We start from the raw sequence: 14,732 nt of genomic DNA, 5'->3' as shown, positions 1-14,732 counted from the left end.
ATGCCGGACCAGGCCACCACGCCACGCCTGTCCGGCATGGCGGTATTCTTCTATGTGTTCCTGCCCTTCGCGCTGGGACACTACCTGTCTTCGCTGCTGCGCAACGTGAACGCGGTGCTGGCTTCGCACCTGGTGGGGGCGCTCGCGCTCACGCCGGGCGAGCTGGGACTGCTGACCAGCGCCTTCTTCTTCGCCTTCGCCCTGGTCCAGCTGCCGATCGGGATCGCCCTCGACCGCTACGGGCCGCGCAAGGTGCAGCTGGCGATGATGCTGGTCGGCGCGCTCGGGGCGCTGCTGTTCTCGCGCGGCCACGATTTCGCCCAGCTGGTGGCGGCGCGCGCCATCATGGGTTTCGGCCTGGGCGGCTGCTTCATGGCGGCGGTCAAAGCCGTCTCCACCTGGATCACGCCGAGCCGGCTGCCGTCGGTGCATGGCTACCTGATCGCCGTCGGCGGCCTGGGCGCGGCCAGCGCCACCATGCCGGTGCGCCAGATGCTCCAGTACACCGACTGGCGCGGCCTGTTCGTCATGCTGGCGGCGCTCACCGCCTGCTGCGGCCTCCTGATCTGGCTGCTCTGTCCGCGCACCACGGGCCCGGCGCCCAAGCGCGGCCCGCTGAGACAGGCGCTGCGCGATGTCTTCCGCGCGCCGGTGTTCCGCACCACGGCCTCGCTGGTCTTGATCCCGCACGCGGTCTTCTTCGGCATCCAGGGCCTGTGGATCGGTCGCTGGCTGAGCGACGTCGCGCTGTTTCCGGAAGATGCGGTTGCCTACCTGCTCTACATGGGCATGGCCGCGGTGATCTTCGGGGCGATTGCGGTCGGCATGATCACCGAATGGGCCGGGCGGCGCGGCATCGCCCCGCTCGACGTGGCCGCCGCCGGCATCGGCGTGTTCCTGCTGGTGCAGCTGGCCTTCGTGGTCAGCTACAAGCCGAGCTTCCAGCTGCTGTCGGTGATGTTCACGCTGGTCGGGACGATCACCGGGATCGAATACGCGATCATCGCGCAGTCGATGCCGAAGGAGCTGACCGGGCGCGCCGCGACCTGCCTGAACCTCCTGATCTTCATCGGGGCCTTCGTGGTGCAGGCCGGCTTCGGCCTGATGGTGGGGTTGTGGACGCCGGACGCCGCCGGCCGCGCGCCGGCGCTGGCCTACCAGGCGGCGTTTGCCGTGCTGCTGCTGGCGCAGTTGCCCGGACTGGTGGGCTTCGTGCGGCGCCGGCGGCGCGAATCGAGCGTCGCGGCCGCCACGGCGAACGAGGAAGACGGGCTGGTCGCCCCGTCGTGACGGTCGGGATTTCTCTGCGGTAACGGACGGCACAATATTGCCAAATTGGTAGCATCGCAGCACAATCGATGCCGTCCGTTACCTCCAAGGGAAAACCATGCGCGACCACACCTTGCCTCGCCTGTCGGCGGGCGCCATGCTCCTGCTGCTCGCCGCCTGCGGCGACAAATCGACCCTCCCGGTCGGCGCCGACGTCGGCCTGCAGCCGACCATCAAGGCGCCGGTCAAGCGCGTGATCCCGACCGTCGACATCGCGCCCGCCAAGGGCTGGCCGCCAGGCGCCGCGCCCAGCGCCGCGCCTGGCCTGGCAGTCAGGCTGTTCGCATCCGGACTCGATCACCCGCGCTGGCTGCACGTGCTGCCCAACGGCGACGTGCTGGTGGCGGAAACCAATGCCCCCGAGCGCCCGGAAGGCAAGAAGGGCATCAAGGGCTACATCATGGGCAAGGTGATGGCCAAGGCCGGCGCCGCCGTGCCGAGCGCGAACCGCATCACGCTGCTGCGCGACCTTGACGGCGACGGCGTGGCGGAAACGAAAAAGGTCTTCCTCAAAGGCCTGAACTCGCCCTTCGGCATGGCCCTGGTGGGCGACATGCTGTACGTCGCCAATACCGACGGCATCGTGCGCTTCCCCTACCGCACGGGCGACCTCGAGATCACGGCGGGCGCCCAGCCGGTGGCCGCGCTGCCGGGCGGCCCGCTGAACCACCACTGGACCAAGAACATCATCGCCAGCGCGGATGGCCGCAAGCTCTACGCCACCTCGGGCTCGAACAGCAACGTCGCCGAGAACGGCATCGACAAGGAAGTCGACCGCGCCGCCATCCTCGAAGTGGACATCGCCACCGGCCAGACCCGTTTGTTCGCCTCCGGACTGCGCAACCCGAACGGCATGGCCTGGCACCCGCAGACCGGCGCGCTCTGGACCGTCGTCAACGAGCGCGACGAGCTGGGCAGCGACCTGGTGCCCGATTACCTCACCTCGGTGAAAGAGGGCGGCTTCTACGGCTGGCCGTACAGCTACTACGGCAAGTACGTCGACGAGCGCGTCAAGCCGCCGCGCCCGGACCTGGTGGCCAAGGCACTGGTGCCGGACTACGCGCTCGGCTCCCACGTCGCCCCGCTCGGGATGGCCTTCTACACCGGCGCGCTGCTGCCGCAGTTCGCGGGCGGCGCCCTGATCGGCCAGCACGGCTCATGGAACCGCAAGCCGCTGTCGGGTTATAACGTGGTGTTCGTGCCGTTCACCGATGGCAAGCCGTCGGGCAAACCGGTCGAGATCCTGGGCGGCTTCGTCGACAAGAACGGCGACGCGCTGGGACGGCCGGTGGGGGTGGCGGTGGACAAGCCGGGGGCGATCCTGGTGGCGGACGATGTGGGGAATGTCATTTGGCGTGTGACGCCGGCAGGGCGTTAAATCCAGCCGAAACGACGGCAGATCGCTACATCGTAGGGTGGGCAGGTTTCCTGCCCGCGCGTTCAAATCACGTGTGAATAATCCGCGCGGCTGTTCACAGGCTGGTTGAACGCGCGGGCGGCAAAGCCGCCCACCCTACGAACAATCCTCAGGCGCAGCCTTCGACCAGCAATATCGGCAACCCCGTCCACACAATCGCCACGAACGCCATTACCGCGCTTAAGGCCGCCGCCCAGTCCAGCAAGCCCGCCTTAGAACCCGCCCGCAACATCCCCCGCTCGCGCCACACCAGCCACGCACACACCGCCAGCGCCACCAGCGTCACACCGCCCAGCAGCACCCGGTCCGGCCCACCCGTGCGCATCGCCGCTGGCGAGCACTGCGCCGCCGCCACCAGATAGCAGAAGGTGAAATGCGCTGCCCACACCAGCAGGGGCAGGGTGCCACGCGTGAGACGCCGCCAGAAATGATCTTCCATGACTTACTCCATCAGCAGCGGCAGGACCTGCACCAGCACCATGCCGGCGATGCCCTGCAGGGTCGTGTAGTGCCAGATGAGGGCGATATTGTCCAGCGTCGCGCGGCTGCGCTCGCCCAGCATGCCGCGCCACGCACGCAGGCACAGGTAAGGGGCGGCAATGGCCAGGATCACGATGTGCAGGCCCTGGTAGCTCAGCAGCGTGGCAATCGCCGCGCCCCAGGCGCTGGCGGTCGGGGCCAGGCCCGCGTACTGGTGCCCGCCGAAATCGAGCACGAAGGAGCCCACCGCGCAGCCCAGCGCCAGCAGCACCAGCCAGGGCAGGCGGCGCTTGCCCAGCGCGCGCACCGCCAGGATCATCAGGATCGAGCTGGCCAGCAGCAGGCCGCTTGATGCGAACGCCCACGGCAGCGCCGGCAGCGCGGCGCCGGGCGGCGGGCAGACCTGCAGCCGCATCGACACGTGGATATAGGTAAAGCCGAAGGAGGCGAAGATGCTGGCATCGACGACCAGGGTAACCATCGTGCCCCACCACGACTGCGAGTTCCGTCCCTTGGCGTTGACCGGCAACACCAGGTCGTCGGAGACGCGCGCTTCATCGATCGACGGCTTGCGGTCGGACTGCCACAGCCAGCCCAGGGTGCCGGCCACCGCCATGAAGCCGAAGATCCAGGCCAGCAGGATCATCTTCACCGTCAGCAGCAGGAAGAAGCCCGCGGTGCCGAGCGCCGCGATCACCGGCAGCCAGCTGTCGCCCGGCAGCACCATCAGGTAGCGCGGCTCGGCGCTCACCGGGCTGGTGGCGATGGTCTCGCGCAGGCCGGTGGCGGTATTGGGCAGGTAGTGCTGGCCGCGGTCCACTTCATCGGACAGCGTCGGCTGCTCCCACAGCGGGTTGCTCGAGGTGATGCGCGGGATGCTGCGGTTGCCATAGGATTCGGAGGTGAGCCATTCGAGCGTCGGCGCATTCCAGGGGTTGCCGACTTCCTTGTCGGGCCGGCGCAGGGTGCGCACCAGGTCGACGAAGAACAGTACGACGCCCGCGGCAAACACGAAGGCGCCGATCGTCGAGAGCATGTTCAGCAGGTTCCAGCCGAGGTTCGCATCATAGGTATAGACGCGGCGCGGCATGCCTTGCAGTCCGGTGATGTGCATCGGGAAGAAGGCCAGGTTGAAGCCGCCGAACATCAGCCAGAATACCCAGCGCGCCAGCGTTTCCGACAGCTGGTTGCCGTTGATGAGCGGGGTCCAGTAATACATCGCCGCGAACACCGGGAACACCATCCCGCCGATCAGCACATAGTGCAGGTGGGCCACGATGAAATAGGTGTCGTGCACCTGCCAGTCGAACGGGATCACGGCCACCATCACGCCGGTCAGGCCGCCCAGCACGAAGATGAACATGAAGCCCATCAGGAACATCGTCGGTGGGTTCATCTTCACGCGGCCGTTCCACAGGGTGGCGATCCAGGCGAAGACCTGGATGCCGGTGGGGATGGCCACCGCCATGCTGGCGGCAGAAATAAAACTCATCTCCAGCACGCCCAGGCCGGCGGTGAACATGTGGTGGGCCCACAGTCCGAAGGAGAAGAAGCCCACGCCCACCAGCGCCACCACCACCGCGCGCTGGCCGACCAGGGGCGTGCCGGCGATGGTCGGGATCATCGTCGACACCATGCCGGCGGCAGGCAGGAAGATGATGTAGACCTCGGGGTGGCCGAAGAACCAGAACAGGTGCTGCCACAGGATCGGGTCGCCGCCGCGGTCGGAGATGAAGAAGGGCCAGTCGAATGCGCGCTCCAGCTCCAGCAGGGCGGTGCCCGCGATCACGGCCGGGAAAGCGAAGACGATCATCACGGCCACCACCAGCATCGCCCATGCGTACACGGGCATGCGGCGCAGCGTCATGCCGGGCGCGCGGGTAAACAGGATGCCGACGATCAGCTCGACGGCGCCGGCGATGGCCGAGATCTCGATGAAGCCGATCCCCAGCAGCCAGAAATCGGCGTTCAGTCCGGGCGAGTATTTTTCGCCAGTGAGCGGCGGATACATGAACCAGCCGCCGTCCGGCGCCAGGCTGAAGAACAGGGTGCAGAAGAAGGCCAGGCCCCCGAAGGCGTAGGCCCAGTAGGCATAGGCGGACAGGCGCGGGAAGGGCAGGTCGCGCGCGCCCAGCATGTTGGGCAGCAGGTAGACCGCGATCGCTTCCACGATGGGGATCGCGAACAGGAACATCATCACCGTGCCGTGCATGGTGAAGACCTGGTTGTAGGTGCCGGGGCTGAGCAGTGTGTTGTCGGGCACGGCAAGCTGCGCCCGCATCATGAGTCCCAGGATGCCGGCCAAGACGAAGAACAGCAGCGCCATGCCGATGTAGAGCAGGCCGATGCTGGTGTTGTTCACCGAGGTCATGAAACGCAGGCCGGTCGGCGTGCGCCAGACTTTTTCCAGCTGCTCGAATTCGCCCTCGGGGCGGGGCAGCGAAGACGGCAGGGATGTTGGTACGACGGCGTCGGTCATTTCAGGTGCTCTAGATAGGTGGCCAGCGCGCTCAAGGTGTCGCGATCGAGGTCGTGCGAGCCGGGCATGAACACGCCCGGCTTGGCCTTGTGCGGGTCGGCGATCCAGGCTTGCAGGCTGCTGCGCTGGGTCGGCAAGGCGCCGGCGCCGATGTGCAGGCGGCTGCCGACATGGGTCAGGTCCGGCCCCAGGCGGGCGTCTTCGGCCACGCCGCGGATGGTGTGGCAGGCCTGGCAGCGCTGTTCCAGGAAGGCAGCGCGGCCGCGTTCCAGCACCTGGCTGCTGGCGGGCGCCGCGGGCCGGCCCTGGCGCGCCAGCCAGGCATTGAATTCGCCGGGCGTGGATGCGATCACGTGCAGCGCCATTTTCGCGTGCTGGGCGCCGCAGTATTCGGCGCACTGGCCGCGGTAGATGCCGGGCTTGTCGGTGCGCAGGGTCAGGCCGGTGACGCGTCCCGGCACCATGTCGCGCTTGCCGGCCAGCGCCGGTATCCACAGGCTGTGGATCACGTCAGCCGAATTCAGGCCGAGGTAGACCGCGCGCCCGGTCGGGATATGGATTTCGTTGGCGCTGACGATCTCGCGCCCGGAAACCGGGTCGTGGTAGCGCACTTCCCACCACCACATCTTGGCCGTCACCGAGATGGTCAAGGCGTCGCGCGAGGACTGCGGCGCCAGCTCGGTGCTGCGCCAGGTGCTCCACCCGAGCAGGGCGCTGAGCACCACGATGGGAAAGGCGATGCCCCCGCCCCCGATCCACAAGGTGGCGCGCGCAGGGCGTCCCTGGGGCCGCAGGCTCAGGGCCAGCAGCAGCATCACGGCCACGAAGATCAGGGCGGCGGCGCCGAACAGCACCCAGGCGAACTGGCTGATGATGGTGGCGTCCCAGCCGGCCGGGTGCAGTACCGATTGCAGGTTGTCGTTCATCCCGGCCTTATCGCAGCGTGTACAGGAAGGCCGCCATGTGGCGCGCCTCCTGTTCGGTGAGGCCCATCGGCGGCATCTCGGTGCCGGGTTTGACGGCATGCGGCACGCGCAGCCACTGCACCATGTTGGCAGGCTGGTTGGGGATGCCGCCCGCGATATAGCTCAGGCGGCCGATGGTGTCGAGCGCCGGAGCCTGTTCGCCGGCCGCGCCCTGCACCCCCGGAATGGTATGGCAGGCGCCGCACTGGTACTGGGTCACCAGGCGCAGTCCCTGCTGCACGTCGCCGCCGGGGACCGTCGTGGCGCCGGACTTCTCGCCGCATCCAGCCAGCGCCGCCATACAGGCGATCATCGCGCCGGCGCGTATGGTTTGGGGGACGAATTCGTGGAAAGAGATGGTGCGCACGCCTGGAAATCACAATTGTGGAGTGGCTTTTATAATACACAAAGAATGATGCAATTTTCTTAACTACTCCAATCGGACGCCCCTCTCGCATGCTCTCCAACCGCCACCGGCTGATCATCAAGACCGCCGTATTGACGCTGCTCGCGGCCGGCGTCACCGCAGGCGCGGCCGGCCTGGCCCTGCTGTACGGCGGCTGGTACAACATCGGCGCCACGGCCCAGCACTTCCCCTTCGTGTACACGGTGCTGGAAGAGGGCATGACGCAGTCGGTCCAGAACCACGCGCGGGAGGTGAAGGTGCCGGCCTTCGGCGGCGCGCAGCAGCTGCGGCGCGGCGCCCAGGTCTACCGCGAGAACTGTGTGCAATGCCACGGCGGGCCCGGGGTCGCCCAGTCGACCATCGGCATGAGCATGCAGCCGATTCCCGGTCCCCTGGTCGACGCCACCCAGCGCTGGCAGCCGCGCGAGCTGTACTGGGTGACGAAGCACGGCATCAAGATGAGCGGCATGCCGGCCTGGGAATACCACCTGGCCGACGAGGACATCTGGGCCGTGGTGGCCTTCGTGCGCACCCTGCCGGCGATGAGCGCCGACGACTACCGCGCCGCCACCGCGAAGGAGGCCACGCCATGAAGGCGCTGCGCTTGTCTTCGATGCTGCTGGCGCTGGGCGCGCTGGCCGGCTGCGTGCCGCCCGTGCCCCCTGGCGTGCAGGGCGACCCGGTGCGCGGCAAGATCGCGCTGACCCAGTATGCCTGCCAGTCCTGCCACATGATCCCGGCGGTCCCCGGCTCGAAGGTGTATGTTGGCCGGCCCCTTGCCGATCTTGGCAAGCGCAAGATACTGGTCGGCACGCTGGAGAACAACCAGGCCAACCTGGTGCGCTGGATCCGCGACCCGCAGGCAATCGACCCGCACACCGCCATGCCGAACATGGGGGTGACCGAACCCGATGCGCGCGACATGAGCGCCTATCTCCTCAGCCAGTAAGCCGGTACGCCCCGGCGATCCTTGGTATCATCGCCGCCTCGGCCCTGCATGGGCCTGACTACTCACGGGAAGACAAGCATGAGATTGGTGCGCTATGGCCGCCCAGGCAAGGAAAAGCCGGGCCTGTTCGACGAAGAGGGCCGCCTGCGCGACCTGTCCACGGTAATCGACGATATCGACGGCTCGGTATTGTCCGACAAGGCCCTGCGCAAGCTGGCAAAGCTCGACTGGAAGACGCTGCCGCTGGTACGCGGCAACCCGCGCCTGGGCGTGCCGGTGAAGGGCGTCGGCAAGTTCATCGGCATCGGCATGAACTATGCCGACCACGCCGCGGAGACCGGCTCCGCGGTGCCGGCGGAGCCGGTGTTCTTCACCAAGGCCATCAGCTCCCTTTCCGGTCCGGACGACCCGATCCAGCTGCCGAAAGGCTCGAAGAAGACTGACTGGGAAGTCGAACTGGGCGTGGTGATCGGCACCCGCGCGCAGTACGTGAACGAAGAAGACGCTTTGACATTCGTGGCCGGCTACTGCGTGGTCAACGACGTCTCCGAGCGCGCCTTCCAGTTCGAGATGGGCTCGCAGTGGGACAAGGGCAAGGGCTGCGACACCTTCGGCCCGGTCGGCCCCTTCCTGGTCACGCGCGACGAAGTCTTCGACGTGCAGGACCTCGATCTCTACCTGGAACTGAACGGCAAGCGCATGCAGACGGGGAATACCTCGACCATGGTGTTCACGGTGGCGCACATCGTCAGCTACGTCTCGCGCTTCATGACCCTGGAACCCGGCGACATCATCACCACCGGCACCCCGCCAGGCGTGGGCATGGGCCGCACGCCGCAGCGCTTCCTGAAAAAGGGCGACAAGCTGCGCCTGGGGATTGCGGGGATCGGGGAGCAGCAGCAGGAAGTGGTGGCGTTTCCTAAGTAAGCGGCGCGCGCCCCGCTAGTCCGGCATCGCCTCCACGCTCGATGCCGGCACCGCCGTCCTGGCCGTATTCATCACCATCGCCAGGAAGGTGTAATACCCGTTCACCCCCATCAAATCCACCACCCCCTGCTCGCCGAACAGCGCAAGCGCATCCGCATAGACCCGGTCCGACACCGATTTGCGCTCGTGCAGCTCGACGCAGAAGTCGTGCACCACCGCTTCGTCCACCAGCATGTCCTCGGGCCGGCGCCGCTCGGCGATGGCCGCGATCACCGAACCCGGGATGCCCACCTGGGCCGCGATCGGCGCGTGAATCGCCCATTCCACCTGCTGGTTCCACTGCCGCGCCGTGACCATGATCGCCAGCTCCGACAGCCGCACCCCGATCGCGCTGCGGTAGCGCAGGTATTCGCCCATGCGCTGCGCATACTCCATCAGCTCGGGGCTGCGCAGCAGCGGCACGAAGGGGCCATAGACCGCGCCGCGCGGGCCGTCGATGATGGCTTGTGCGGCGGCGCGCTGGGCCGGCGTCATGTCGGCGGGGGCGATCGGTCCGAGTCGGTCGGTCATGGGATGGGGCAAATGTTGTAATTGGAAAATAATTGCATAGCGTCCGGTAAAAATCAAAAGAACCGGCGCGCCGCACGCTTATTGTCAAAGTCGTTCTTCTTACGATGGGAGTCGCAATGAGCCATATCCTCCACCGCAACCTGCGCCAGGTACCGCCGCTCGCGGTGGCGGCCAGCGGCATCCGCATGCACGACAGCGTCGGCCGCAGCTATATCGACGCCAGCGGCGGCGCGGCCGTCTCCTCCCTGGGCCACGGCCACCCCGACGTGATCGCCGCCATGCACCGCCAGATCGACCGCTGCGCCTATGCGCATACCTCGTTCTTCACCACCGACGTGGCCGAGGAACTGGCCGACCGGCTGATAGCCGGTGCACCGCAGGACATTGGCGGCGTCTATCTGGTATCGGGCGGCTCGGAAGCGGTGGAGACGGCGCTCAAGCTGGCGCGCCAGTACTGGGTCGAGGCGGGCGAACCGCAGCGCAGGCTATTTGTGGCGCGGCGCCAGAGCTACCACGGGAACACGCTGGGCGCGCTGGCCGTGGGCGGCAACGAGTGGCGCCGCAAGGCATTCGCGCCGCTGCTGATGGATACGGTGCGGGTCTCGGCCTGCTACGAATACCGCGGCCGCGTTGGCTACCGGAGCGTCGACGACTACACCGCCGGCCTGCTCGACGAACTGGAAACCCGCATCCTCGAAGCCGGCCCGGAAAACATCATCGCTTTCGTCGCCGAGCCGGTGGTCGGCGCCACCGGCGGTGCGATCCCGCCCACGCCCGGCTATTTCCAGGGCGTGCGCGACATCTGCGACCGCTACCGCATCCTGTTCATCGCCGACGAAGTCATGTGCGGGATGGGCCGCACCGGCAGCATGTATGCGATCGAGCAGGATGGCGTGGCGCCCGACATCATCGCGATCGCGAAGGGCCTGGGCGCGGGCTACCAGCCGATCGGCGCGGTGCTGGCGCACCAGACCATCGTCGACTGCCTGCGGGGCGGCAGCGGCATCTTCCAGCACGGGCATACCTATATCGGCCACCCGGTGGCGGCGGCGGCGGCGCTGGAAGTGCAGAAGGTGATCGAGCGCGACGATCTATTGGGGCGGGTGCGCAGCCGCGGTGCGACCCTGCGGCGCATGCTGGGCGACGTCTTCGGGACCCACGAGCACGTGGGCGACATCCGCGGCCGCGGCCTGTTCCTGGCGCTGGAATTCGTCCAGGACCGCGCGACCAAGGCGCCGTTCGCGCCGGAGCGCAAGCTGCACGCGGCGATCAAGGCCAGGGCGATGGAGTGCGGGCTGATGGTGTACCCGATGGGCGGGACGATCGACGGGCTGCACGGAGATCATGTGCTGCTGGCGCCGCCCTTCATTGCGACGGCGGCGGATTTGTCGGAGATCGTGTCGCGGCTGGCGGATGCGGTGGAGGCGGCGATCCGCACGTAGGGTGGGCGGCTCAACACGGGGCGGCGATCAGCCTATGGCAGGCGCGCCGCCCGCGCGTTCAAGCACGACATGAACAGCCGCTGCGTCTGCGTTGGGGGGAGTTGACCGCGCGGGCGGCAATCACGGCGCAGGAGAAACACGCCGAAGGGTGCAGCCGCCCACCCTACGCCAGCACCTTCCTGAACCACGTCGAGATATCCCGCACCTCTTCCAGGCACAGCGAGTGCTGCATCATGTACTCGTGCCACTCGACCTGGTAGCCCAGCTTCTTGAGCACTTCCATCGATTCCTGCGCGCGGGCGAACGGCACCACGCCATCCTGGCGGCCGTGGGCCATGAAGATGGGCGTGGCCAGGCTTTCCTCGGTGCGCTCGGCGCCGGCGCTGCTTGCGAGCGGCAGGTAGCCCGACAGGCAGAGCATGCCCGCCAGTTTCTCGGGATGGCGCATGCCGGTTTGCAGCGTCATCGCGCAGCCCTGCGAGAAGCCGGCCAGGATGATGCGCGAAGCCGGAATGCCGCGCGCCTTTTCGCGCGCGATCAGCGCTTCCACGTCCAGCTGCGAGGCGCGCAGGCCGCCTTCGTCTTCGCGGCGGGTCAGGTCGGTGGCGACGATGTCGTACCACGAGCGCATCACGTAGCCGCCGTTGATCGTCACCGGCATGGTCTTCGCATGCGGGAACACGAAGCGGATGCCGGGCAGGCCGGCCATGTCGAGCTCCTGCACCATCGGCACGAAGTCGTTGCCGTCGGCGCCCAGGCCGTGCAGCCAGATGACGGCGATTTCCGGGTTCGGTGCGGTTTCGATCTCGATGTTTTCCAGCAGCTGGTTCATGTGTTTCCTTGTTTATGCAGCAGAAGCGCGCAGCGCCGACTTCGGACGGAAGGTCTTGGAGACGAGAGGATCGGTTTCCATGTAAGGTCCGCCGATCAGGTCGATGCAATACGGGACCGCGGCAAAAATACCGCCGACGACCGTGTTGCCGGCGTCGTCCTTGAGGCCTTCGAGCGTTTCCTTGATCGACTTCGGCTGGCCCGGCAGGTTCATGATCAGCGCCGCGTGGCCGGCTGTCTCGCGGATCACCGCGGTCTGGCGCGACAGGATCGCGGTCGGCACGAAGCGCAGGCTGATCTGGCGCATCTGCTCGCCGAAACCCGGCATTTCTTTCGTCGCCACGGCCAGCGTGGCCTCGGGCGTGACATCGCGCCGCGCAGGGCCGGTGCCGCCGGTGGTGAGCACCAGGTGGCAGCCGACCTGGTCGACCAGGTCCACCAGGGTGCGTTCGATCTCCGCGCGTTCGTCGGGGATCAAACGCGTCTCTAACCGGTATGGCGTGGTGATTGCTTGCGCCAGCCAGTCGGCCAGGGCAGGAATGCCCTTGTCCTCGTAGACCCCGCCGCTGGCGCGGTCCGAGACCGAGACCAGGCCAATAATCAGCTCGTGATGCGCCAGTTCCTGATTACTCGTCGCCGGACTCGTCATCGACCGCTTCCTCGTCGTCGCCTTCCGATTCGGCCTGCTTCGACTTCTTGTTCAGGTCCTTCAGGATCTGGAAGATCTCGCGGTAGGCTTTCGGCGGCTTGTTCTCCGCCTGCTCCTTGCGCGCGTTGCGGATCAGGGTGCGCAGGTGCTGCACGTCCAGTTCCGGCGCTTCTTCGAGCAGCTTGGTCAGGGCCGTGTCGTCGGTGAGCAGCTTCTCGCGGCGGCGCTCGAGGGCGTGCAGCGAGGCGGTTTCGGCTTTGGAGGCGCCTTTCCAGCTGTCGATGGCGCGCTGGATGACGGCCACTTCCTCTTCATCGAGGGTACGCATCTTCTTGCCCACGAACTGCAGGGCGCGGCGGCGGCCTTCGTGGTTGGTGATGGATTGGCAGGTCAGGATGGCGTCCTTGACGTCCTCGGGCATCTCGATGCGCTTGACCCGGTCGCGCGCGGCGTCGACGAGCTGTTCGCCAAGCTTTTGCAGCTCGTTCGAGTGGCGCTTGGCCTCTGACTTCGATGGGCGTTCGTATTCTTGCTCGAATTCGTTGGACTGGAAGCCCACGGAGCCGCGATTTGGATTAGGCATGATTTGGATTGATCCGATTGGCACTGGGCCGATCAGTGAAAACTGTAAACGGCTGCTATGATAACTGTTTTAGGGCTCGCTACGAAAAACACTATATGAACGACTCCGCTTTCACCCACACCCAGGACCAGCTGAAACAGCTCGCCCGCGACGTTTTGGCGTACGCAAAAGAGCAGGGCGCGACCGACGCCTCGGTGGAAATCAGCGAGGGAAGCGGATTATCAGTTTCTGTACGTAAAGGAAAAATCGAGACCATCGAGCAAAACCGCGACAAGGGCATCGGCGTCACCGTCTATGTCGGCCAGTGCCGCGGCAACGCCAGTACCTCCGATTTCTCCAGCGGCTCGCTCAAGGCCACCGTCGAAGCGGCCTGGAACATCGCCCGCTTCACCGCCGAAGACGACTGCTCCGGCCTGCCCGACGCCGACCTGCTGGAAATGAACCCGCGCGACCTGCGCCTGTTCTACCCATGGCAGGTCAGCACCGAAGAATGCGTGGAGCTGGCCCAGCGCTGCGAAAACGCGGCGTTTGAAGTTGACCCGCGCGTGACCAACAGCGAAGGCGCCAGCGTCTACGTGCAGCAGTCGCATTTTGTCGGCGCCAACAGCCGCGGCTTCATCGGCGGCTACCCGTTCTCGCGCCACACAATTTCGGTGGCCCCCATCGCCGGCAAGGGCAACAAGATGCAGCGCGACGACTGGTACACCTCGGCGCGCGACCCGAAAAAACTGGGCAAGCCGGAAGCGGTGGGCCGCTACGCCGCCGAGCGCGCGCTGGCCCGCCTGAACGCGCGCAAGCTCGATACCCGCACCTGCCCGGTGCTGTTCGAGGCGCCGCTGGCCGCCGGCCTGCTCGGCGCTTTCGTGCAAGCCGTCTCGGGCGGCGCGCTCTACCGTAAGTCCACTTTCCTGCTCGACACCCTCGGCAAGCAGGTGTTCCCGGACCACATCAACGTGGTGGAAGACCCGCACCTGATCGGCGCGGTCGGCTCGGCGCCTTTCGATGAAGAAGGCGTGAAAACCGTCCGCCGCAAGGTCGTCGACAACGGCGTGCTGCAGGGTTATTTCCTGTCGTCTTATTCGGCACGCAAGCTGGGCATGCAGACCACCGGCAATGCCGGCGGCTCGCACAATCTCGACATGGTATCCACCCAGACCAAGCTGGCCGACAATTTCGAAGGCATGCTGCGCAAGATGGGCACCGGCCTGCTGGTCACCGAGCTGATGGGGCAGGGCGTGAACTACGTCACCGGCGACTATTCGCGCGGCGCCTCCGGCTACTGGGTCGAAAACGGCGTCATCCAATACCCGGTCGAAGAAATCACCATCGCCGGCAATATGCGAGAAATGTTCCAGCAAATCGTGGCCATCGGCAACGATGTCCTTACCCGCGGCAACAAGTCCACCGGCTCGATCCTGATCGAGAAGATGGTCATTGCCGGCAGCTGACAGGAGCAGGCCATGAGCAAATTCATTCGCATCGACAAGGACAACATCCCGAAGAAGGCGGTTCTGCTCAACCTCGACCTGGTCGCCACGGTCGAGCTGGCGCCGCAGTCCGACCTGCTCAGCTCGAACAACGACGAGAAGCGCATGTACGCCAACCTGCTGTCTGGCGACAAGACCACCCTGGCCACCGTGCATTTCGACAGCGTCGAAGATGCCCACGCCTGGGTCGCGACCCACCTCGACGTCAAGCTGTAACC

Annotated in this window: 16 protein-coding genes; 8 read left to right on the top strand and 8 right to left on the bottom strand. The window is 66.5% G+C overall.

Annotated features, from left to right (window positions below; all coding sequences use genetic code 11):
• Together AC56LR_RS01740 and AC56LR_RS01735 are read left to right on the top strand one after the other, a co-directional pair.
• A complete protein-coding gene (locus tag AC56LR_RS01740; RefSeq protein WP_497126729.1) occupies window positions 1-1,290 on the top strand; it encodes an MFS transporter in 1,290 nt (429 codons plus the stop codon).
• A 97-nt stretch (window positions 1,291-1,387) separates the two neighbouring features.
• Window positions 1,388-2,707: a PQQ-dependent sugar dehydrogenase gene (locus AC56LR_RS01735; RefSeq protein WP_497126727.1), complete on the top strand. Its 1,320-nt coding sequence runs from the start codon at window positions 1,388-1,390 to the stop codon at window positions 2,705-2,707.
• A 148-nt stretch (window positions 2,708-2,855) separates the two neighbouring features.
• Here AC56LR_RS01735 and AC56LR_RS01730 read toward each other — a convergent pair whose 3' ends face one another.
• Genes AC56LR_RS01730 through AC56LR_RS01715 form a run of 4 tightly spaced genes read right to left on the bottom strand, consistent with a single transcriptional unit; the run spans window position 2,856 to window position 6,983 of the window.
• On the bottom strand, window positions 2,856-3,185 hold the full coding sequence (locus AC56LR_RS01730; RefSeq protein WP_497126725.1) for a hypothetical protein: 330 nt from the start codon (window positions 3,183-3,185) through the stop codon (window positions 2,856-2,858).
• A gap of 3 nt (window positions 3,186-3,188) precedes the next feature.
• The gene (gene ctaD, locus AC56LR_RS01725; protein WP_497126723.1) at window positions 3,189-5,705 is read right to left on the bottom strand and encodes a cytochrome c oxidase subunit I; all 2,517 of its coding nucleotides are present in this window, start codon (window positions 5,703-5,705) and stop codon (window positions 3,189-3,191) included.
• Window positions 5,702-6,631: a cytochrome c oxidase subunit II gene (locus AC56LR_RS01720; RefSeq protein WP_497126721.1), complete on the bottom strand. Its 930-nt coding sequence runs from the start codon at window positions 6,629-6,631 to the stop codon at window positions 5,702-5,704. Before AC56LR_RS01720 ends, ctaD begins: the two co-directional genes overlap by 4 nt.
• Before the next feature lie 7 nt (window positions 6,632-6,638).
• Complete coding sequence (locus AC56LR_RS01715) at window positions 6,639-6,983, bottom strand: c-type cytochrome (protein ID WP_497126719.1); 345 nt, start codon at window positions 6,981-6,983, stop codon at window positions 6,639-6,641.
• 143 nt (window positions 6,984-7,126) lie between these two features.
• On the opposite strand from AC56LR_RS01715, the gene AC56LR_RS01710 reads away from it, so the two are divergent.
• The 3 genes from AC56LR_RS01710 (at window position 7,127) to AC56LR_RS01700 (ending at window position 8,952) form a co-directional block, all read left to right on the top strand.
• Window positions 7,127-7,669: a c-type cytochrome gene (locus tag AC56LR_RS01710; protein WP_497126717.1), complete on the top strand. Its 543-nt coding sequence runs from the start codon at window positions 7,127-7,129 to the stop codon at window positions 7,667-7,669.
• Window positions 7,666-8,025, top strand: coding sequence for a c-type cytochrome (locus tag AC56LR_RS01705; RefSeq protein ID WP_497126715.1), 360 nt, complete (start codon window positions 7,666-7,668; stop codon window positions 8,023-8,025). Before AC56LR_RS01710 ends, AC56LR_RS01705 begins: the two co-directional genes overlap by 4 nt.
• 78 nt (window positions 8,026-8,103) lie before the next feature.
• A complete protein-coding gene (locus AC56LR_RS01700) occupies window positions 8,104-8,952 on the top strand; it encodes a fumarylacetoacetate hydrolase family protein (protein WP_497126713.1) in 849 nt (282 codons plus the stop codon).
• Window positions 8,953-8,967: 15 nt separating this feature from the next.
• Here the strand turns inward: AC56LR_RS01700 and AC56LR_RS01695 are convergent, their stop codons facing one another.
• Window positions 8,968-9,522, bottom strand: coding sequence for a carboxymuconolactone decarboxylase family protein (locus AC56LR_RS01695; RefSeq protein WP_497126711.1), 555 nt, complete (start codon window positions 9,520-9,522; stop codon window positions 8,968-8,970).
• 116 nt (window positions 9,523-9,638) lie between these two features.
• Here AC56LR_RS01695 and AC56LR_RS01690 point away from each other — a divergent pair, with 116 nt between their 5' ends.
• Complete coding sequence (locus AC56LR_RS01690; RefSeq protein ID WP_497126710.1) at window positions 9,639-10,964, top strand: aspartate aminotransferase family protein; 1,326 nt, start codon at window positions 9,639-9,641, stop codon at window positions 10,962-10,964.
• Between the two features lie 163 nt (window positions 10,965-11,127).
• On the opposite strand, the gene AC56LR_RS01685 is transcribed toward AC56LR_RS01690, so the two are convergent.
• The 3 genes from AC56LR_RS01685 to yjgA are packed head-to-tail and all read right to left on the bottom strand — an operon-like array spanning window position 11,128 to window position 13,027.
• Window positions 11,128-11,796, bottom strand: coding sequence for an alpha/beta hydrolase (locus tag AC56LR_RS01685; RefSeq protein ID WP_497126708.1), 669 nt, complete (start codon window positions 11,794-11,796; stop codon window positions 11,128-11,130).
• A 12-nt stretch (window positions 11,797-11,808) separates the two neighbouring features.
• Window positions 11,809-12,444: a molybdopterin adenylyltransferase gene (mog, locus tag AC56LR_RS01680; RefSeq protein WP_497126706.1), complete on the bottom strand. Its 636-nt coding sequence runs from the start codon at window positions 12,442-12,444 to the stop codon at window positions 11,809-11,811.
• Entirely contained in the window at window positions 12,422-13,027 is a 606-nt protein-coding gene (gene yjgA, locus AC56LR_RS01675) for a ribosome biogenesis factor YjgA (RefSeq protein ID WP_497126704.1), read from the bottom strand. The genes mog and yjgA overlap by 23 nt, the downstream gene beginning before the upstream one ends.
• Before the next feature lie 95 nt (window positions 13,028-13,122).
• Here yjgA and pmbA point away from each other — a divergent pair, with 95 nt between their 5' ends.
• Together pmbA and AC56LR_RS01665 are read left to right on the top strand one after the other, a co-directional pair.
• Window positions 13,123-14,475: a metalloprotease PmbA gene (gene pmbA / locus AC56LR_RS01670; RefSeq protein WP_497126702.1), complete on the top strand. Its 1,353-nt coding sequence runs from the start codon at window positions 13,123-13,125 to the stop codon at window positions 14,473-14,475.
• Between the two features lie 12 nt (window positions 14,476-14,487).
• Entirely contained in the window at window positions 14,488-14,730 is a 243-nt protein-coding gene (locus AC56LR_RS01665; protein WP_489872546.1) for a hypothetical protein, read from the top strand.
• Window positions 14,731-14,732 lie beyond the last annotated feature (2 nt).

This window comes from Telluria sp. ZT3P39 (assembly GCF_059685935.1).
Note: the sequence above shows the minus strand (reverse complement) of the source record. Positions and strands in the feature narration are given on the sequence as shown.

What these genes read in the sequence shown, in the direction of transcription:
- mog (WP_497126706.1), bottom strand. Translation starts at nt 12,444, where the DNA reads ATGACGAGTCCGGCGACGAGTAATCAGGAACTGGCGCATCACGAGCTG.
- AC56LR_RS01690 (WP_497126710.1), top strand. Translation starts at nt 9,639, where the DNA reads ATGAGCCATATCCTCCACCGCAACCTGCGCCAGGTACCGCCGCTCGCG.
- AC56LR_RS01740 (WP_497126729.1), top strand. Translation starts at nt 1, where the DNA reads ATGCCGGACCAGGCCACCACGCCACGCCTGTCCGGCATGGCGGTATTC.
- AC56LR_RS01720 (WP_497126721.1), bottom strand. Translation starts at nt 6,631, where the DNA reads ATGAACGACAACCTGCAATCGGTACTGCACCCGGCCGGCTGGGACGCC.
- ctaD (WP_497126723.1), bottom strand. Translation starts at nt 5,705, where the DNA reads ATGACCGACGCCGTCGTACCAACATCCCTGCCGTCTTCGCTGCCCCGC.
- AC56LR_RS01710 (WP_497126717.1), top strand. Translation starts at nt 7,127, where the DNA reads ATGCTCTCCAACCGCCACCGGCTGATCATCAAGACCGCCGTATTGACG.
- AC56LR_RS01730 (WP_497126725.1), bottom strand. Translation starts at nt 3,185, where the DNA reads ATGGAAGATCATTTCTGGCGGCGTCTCACGCGTGGCACCCTGCCCCTG.
- yjgA (WP_497126704.1), bottom strand. Translation starts at nt 13,027, where the DNA reads ATGCCTAATCCAAATCGCGGCTCCGTGGGCTTCCAGTCCAACGAATTC.
- AC56LR_RS01705 (WP_497126715.1), top strand. Translation starts at nt 7,666, where the DNA reads ATGAAGGCGCTGCGCTTGTCTTCGATGCTGCTGGCGCTGGGCGCGCTG.
- AC56LR_RS01685 (WP_497126708.1), bottom strand. Translation starts at nt 11,796, where the DNA reads ATGAACCAGCTGCTGGAAAACATCGAGATCGAAACCGCACCGAACCCG.
- AC56LR_RS01700 (WP_497126713.1), top strand. Translation starts at nt 8,104, where the DNA reads ATGAGATTGGTGCGCTATGGCCGCCCAGGCAAGGAAAAGCCGGGCCTG.
- AC56LR_RS01735 (WP_497126727.1), top strand. Translation starts at nt 1,388, where the DNA reads ATGCGCGACCACACCTTGCCTCGCCTGTCGGCGGGCGCCATGCTCCTG.
- AC56LR_RS01665 (WP_489872546.1), top strand. Translation starts at nt 14,488, where the DNA reads ATGAGCAAATTCATTCGCATCGACAAGGACAACATCCCGAAGAAGGCG.
- AC56LR_RS01695 (WP_497126711.1), bottom strand. Translation starts at nt 9,522, where the DNA reads ATGACCGACCGACTCGGACCGATCGCCCCCGCCGACATGACGCCGGCC.
- pmbA (WP_497126702.1), top strand. Translation starts at nt 13,123, where the DNA reads ATGAACGACTCCGCTTTCACCCACACCCAGGACCAGCTGAAACAGCTC.
- AC56LR_RS01715 (WP_497126719.1), bottom strand. Translation starts at nt 6,983, where the DNA reads ATGATCGCCTGTATGGCGGCGCTGGCTGGATGCGGCGAGAAGTCCGGC.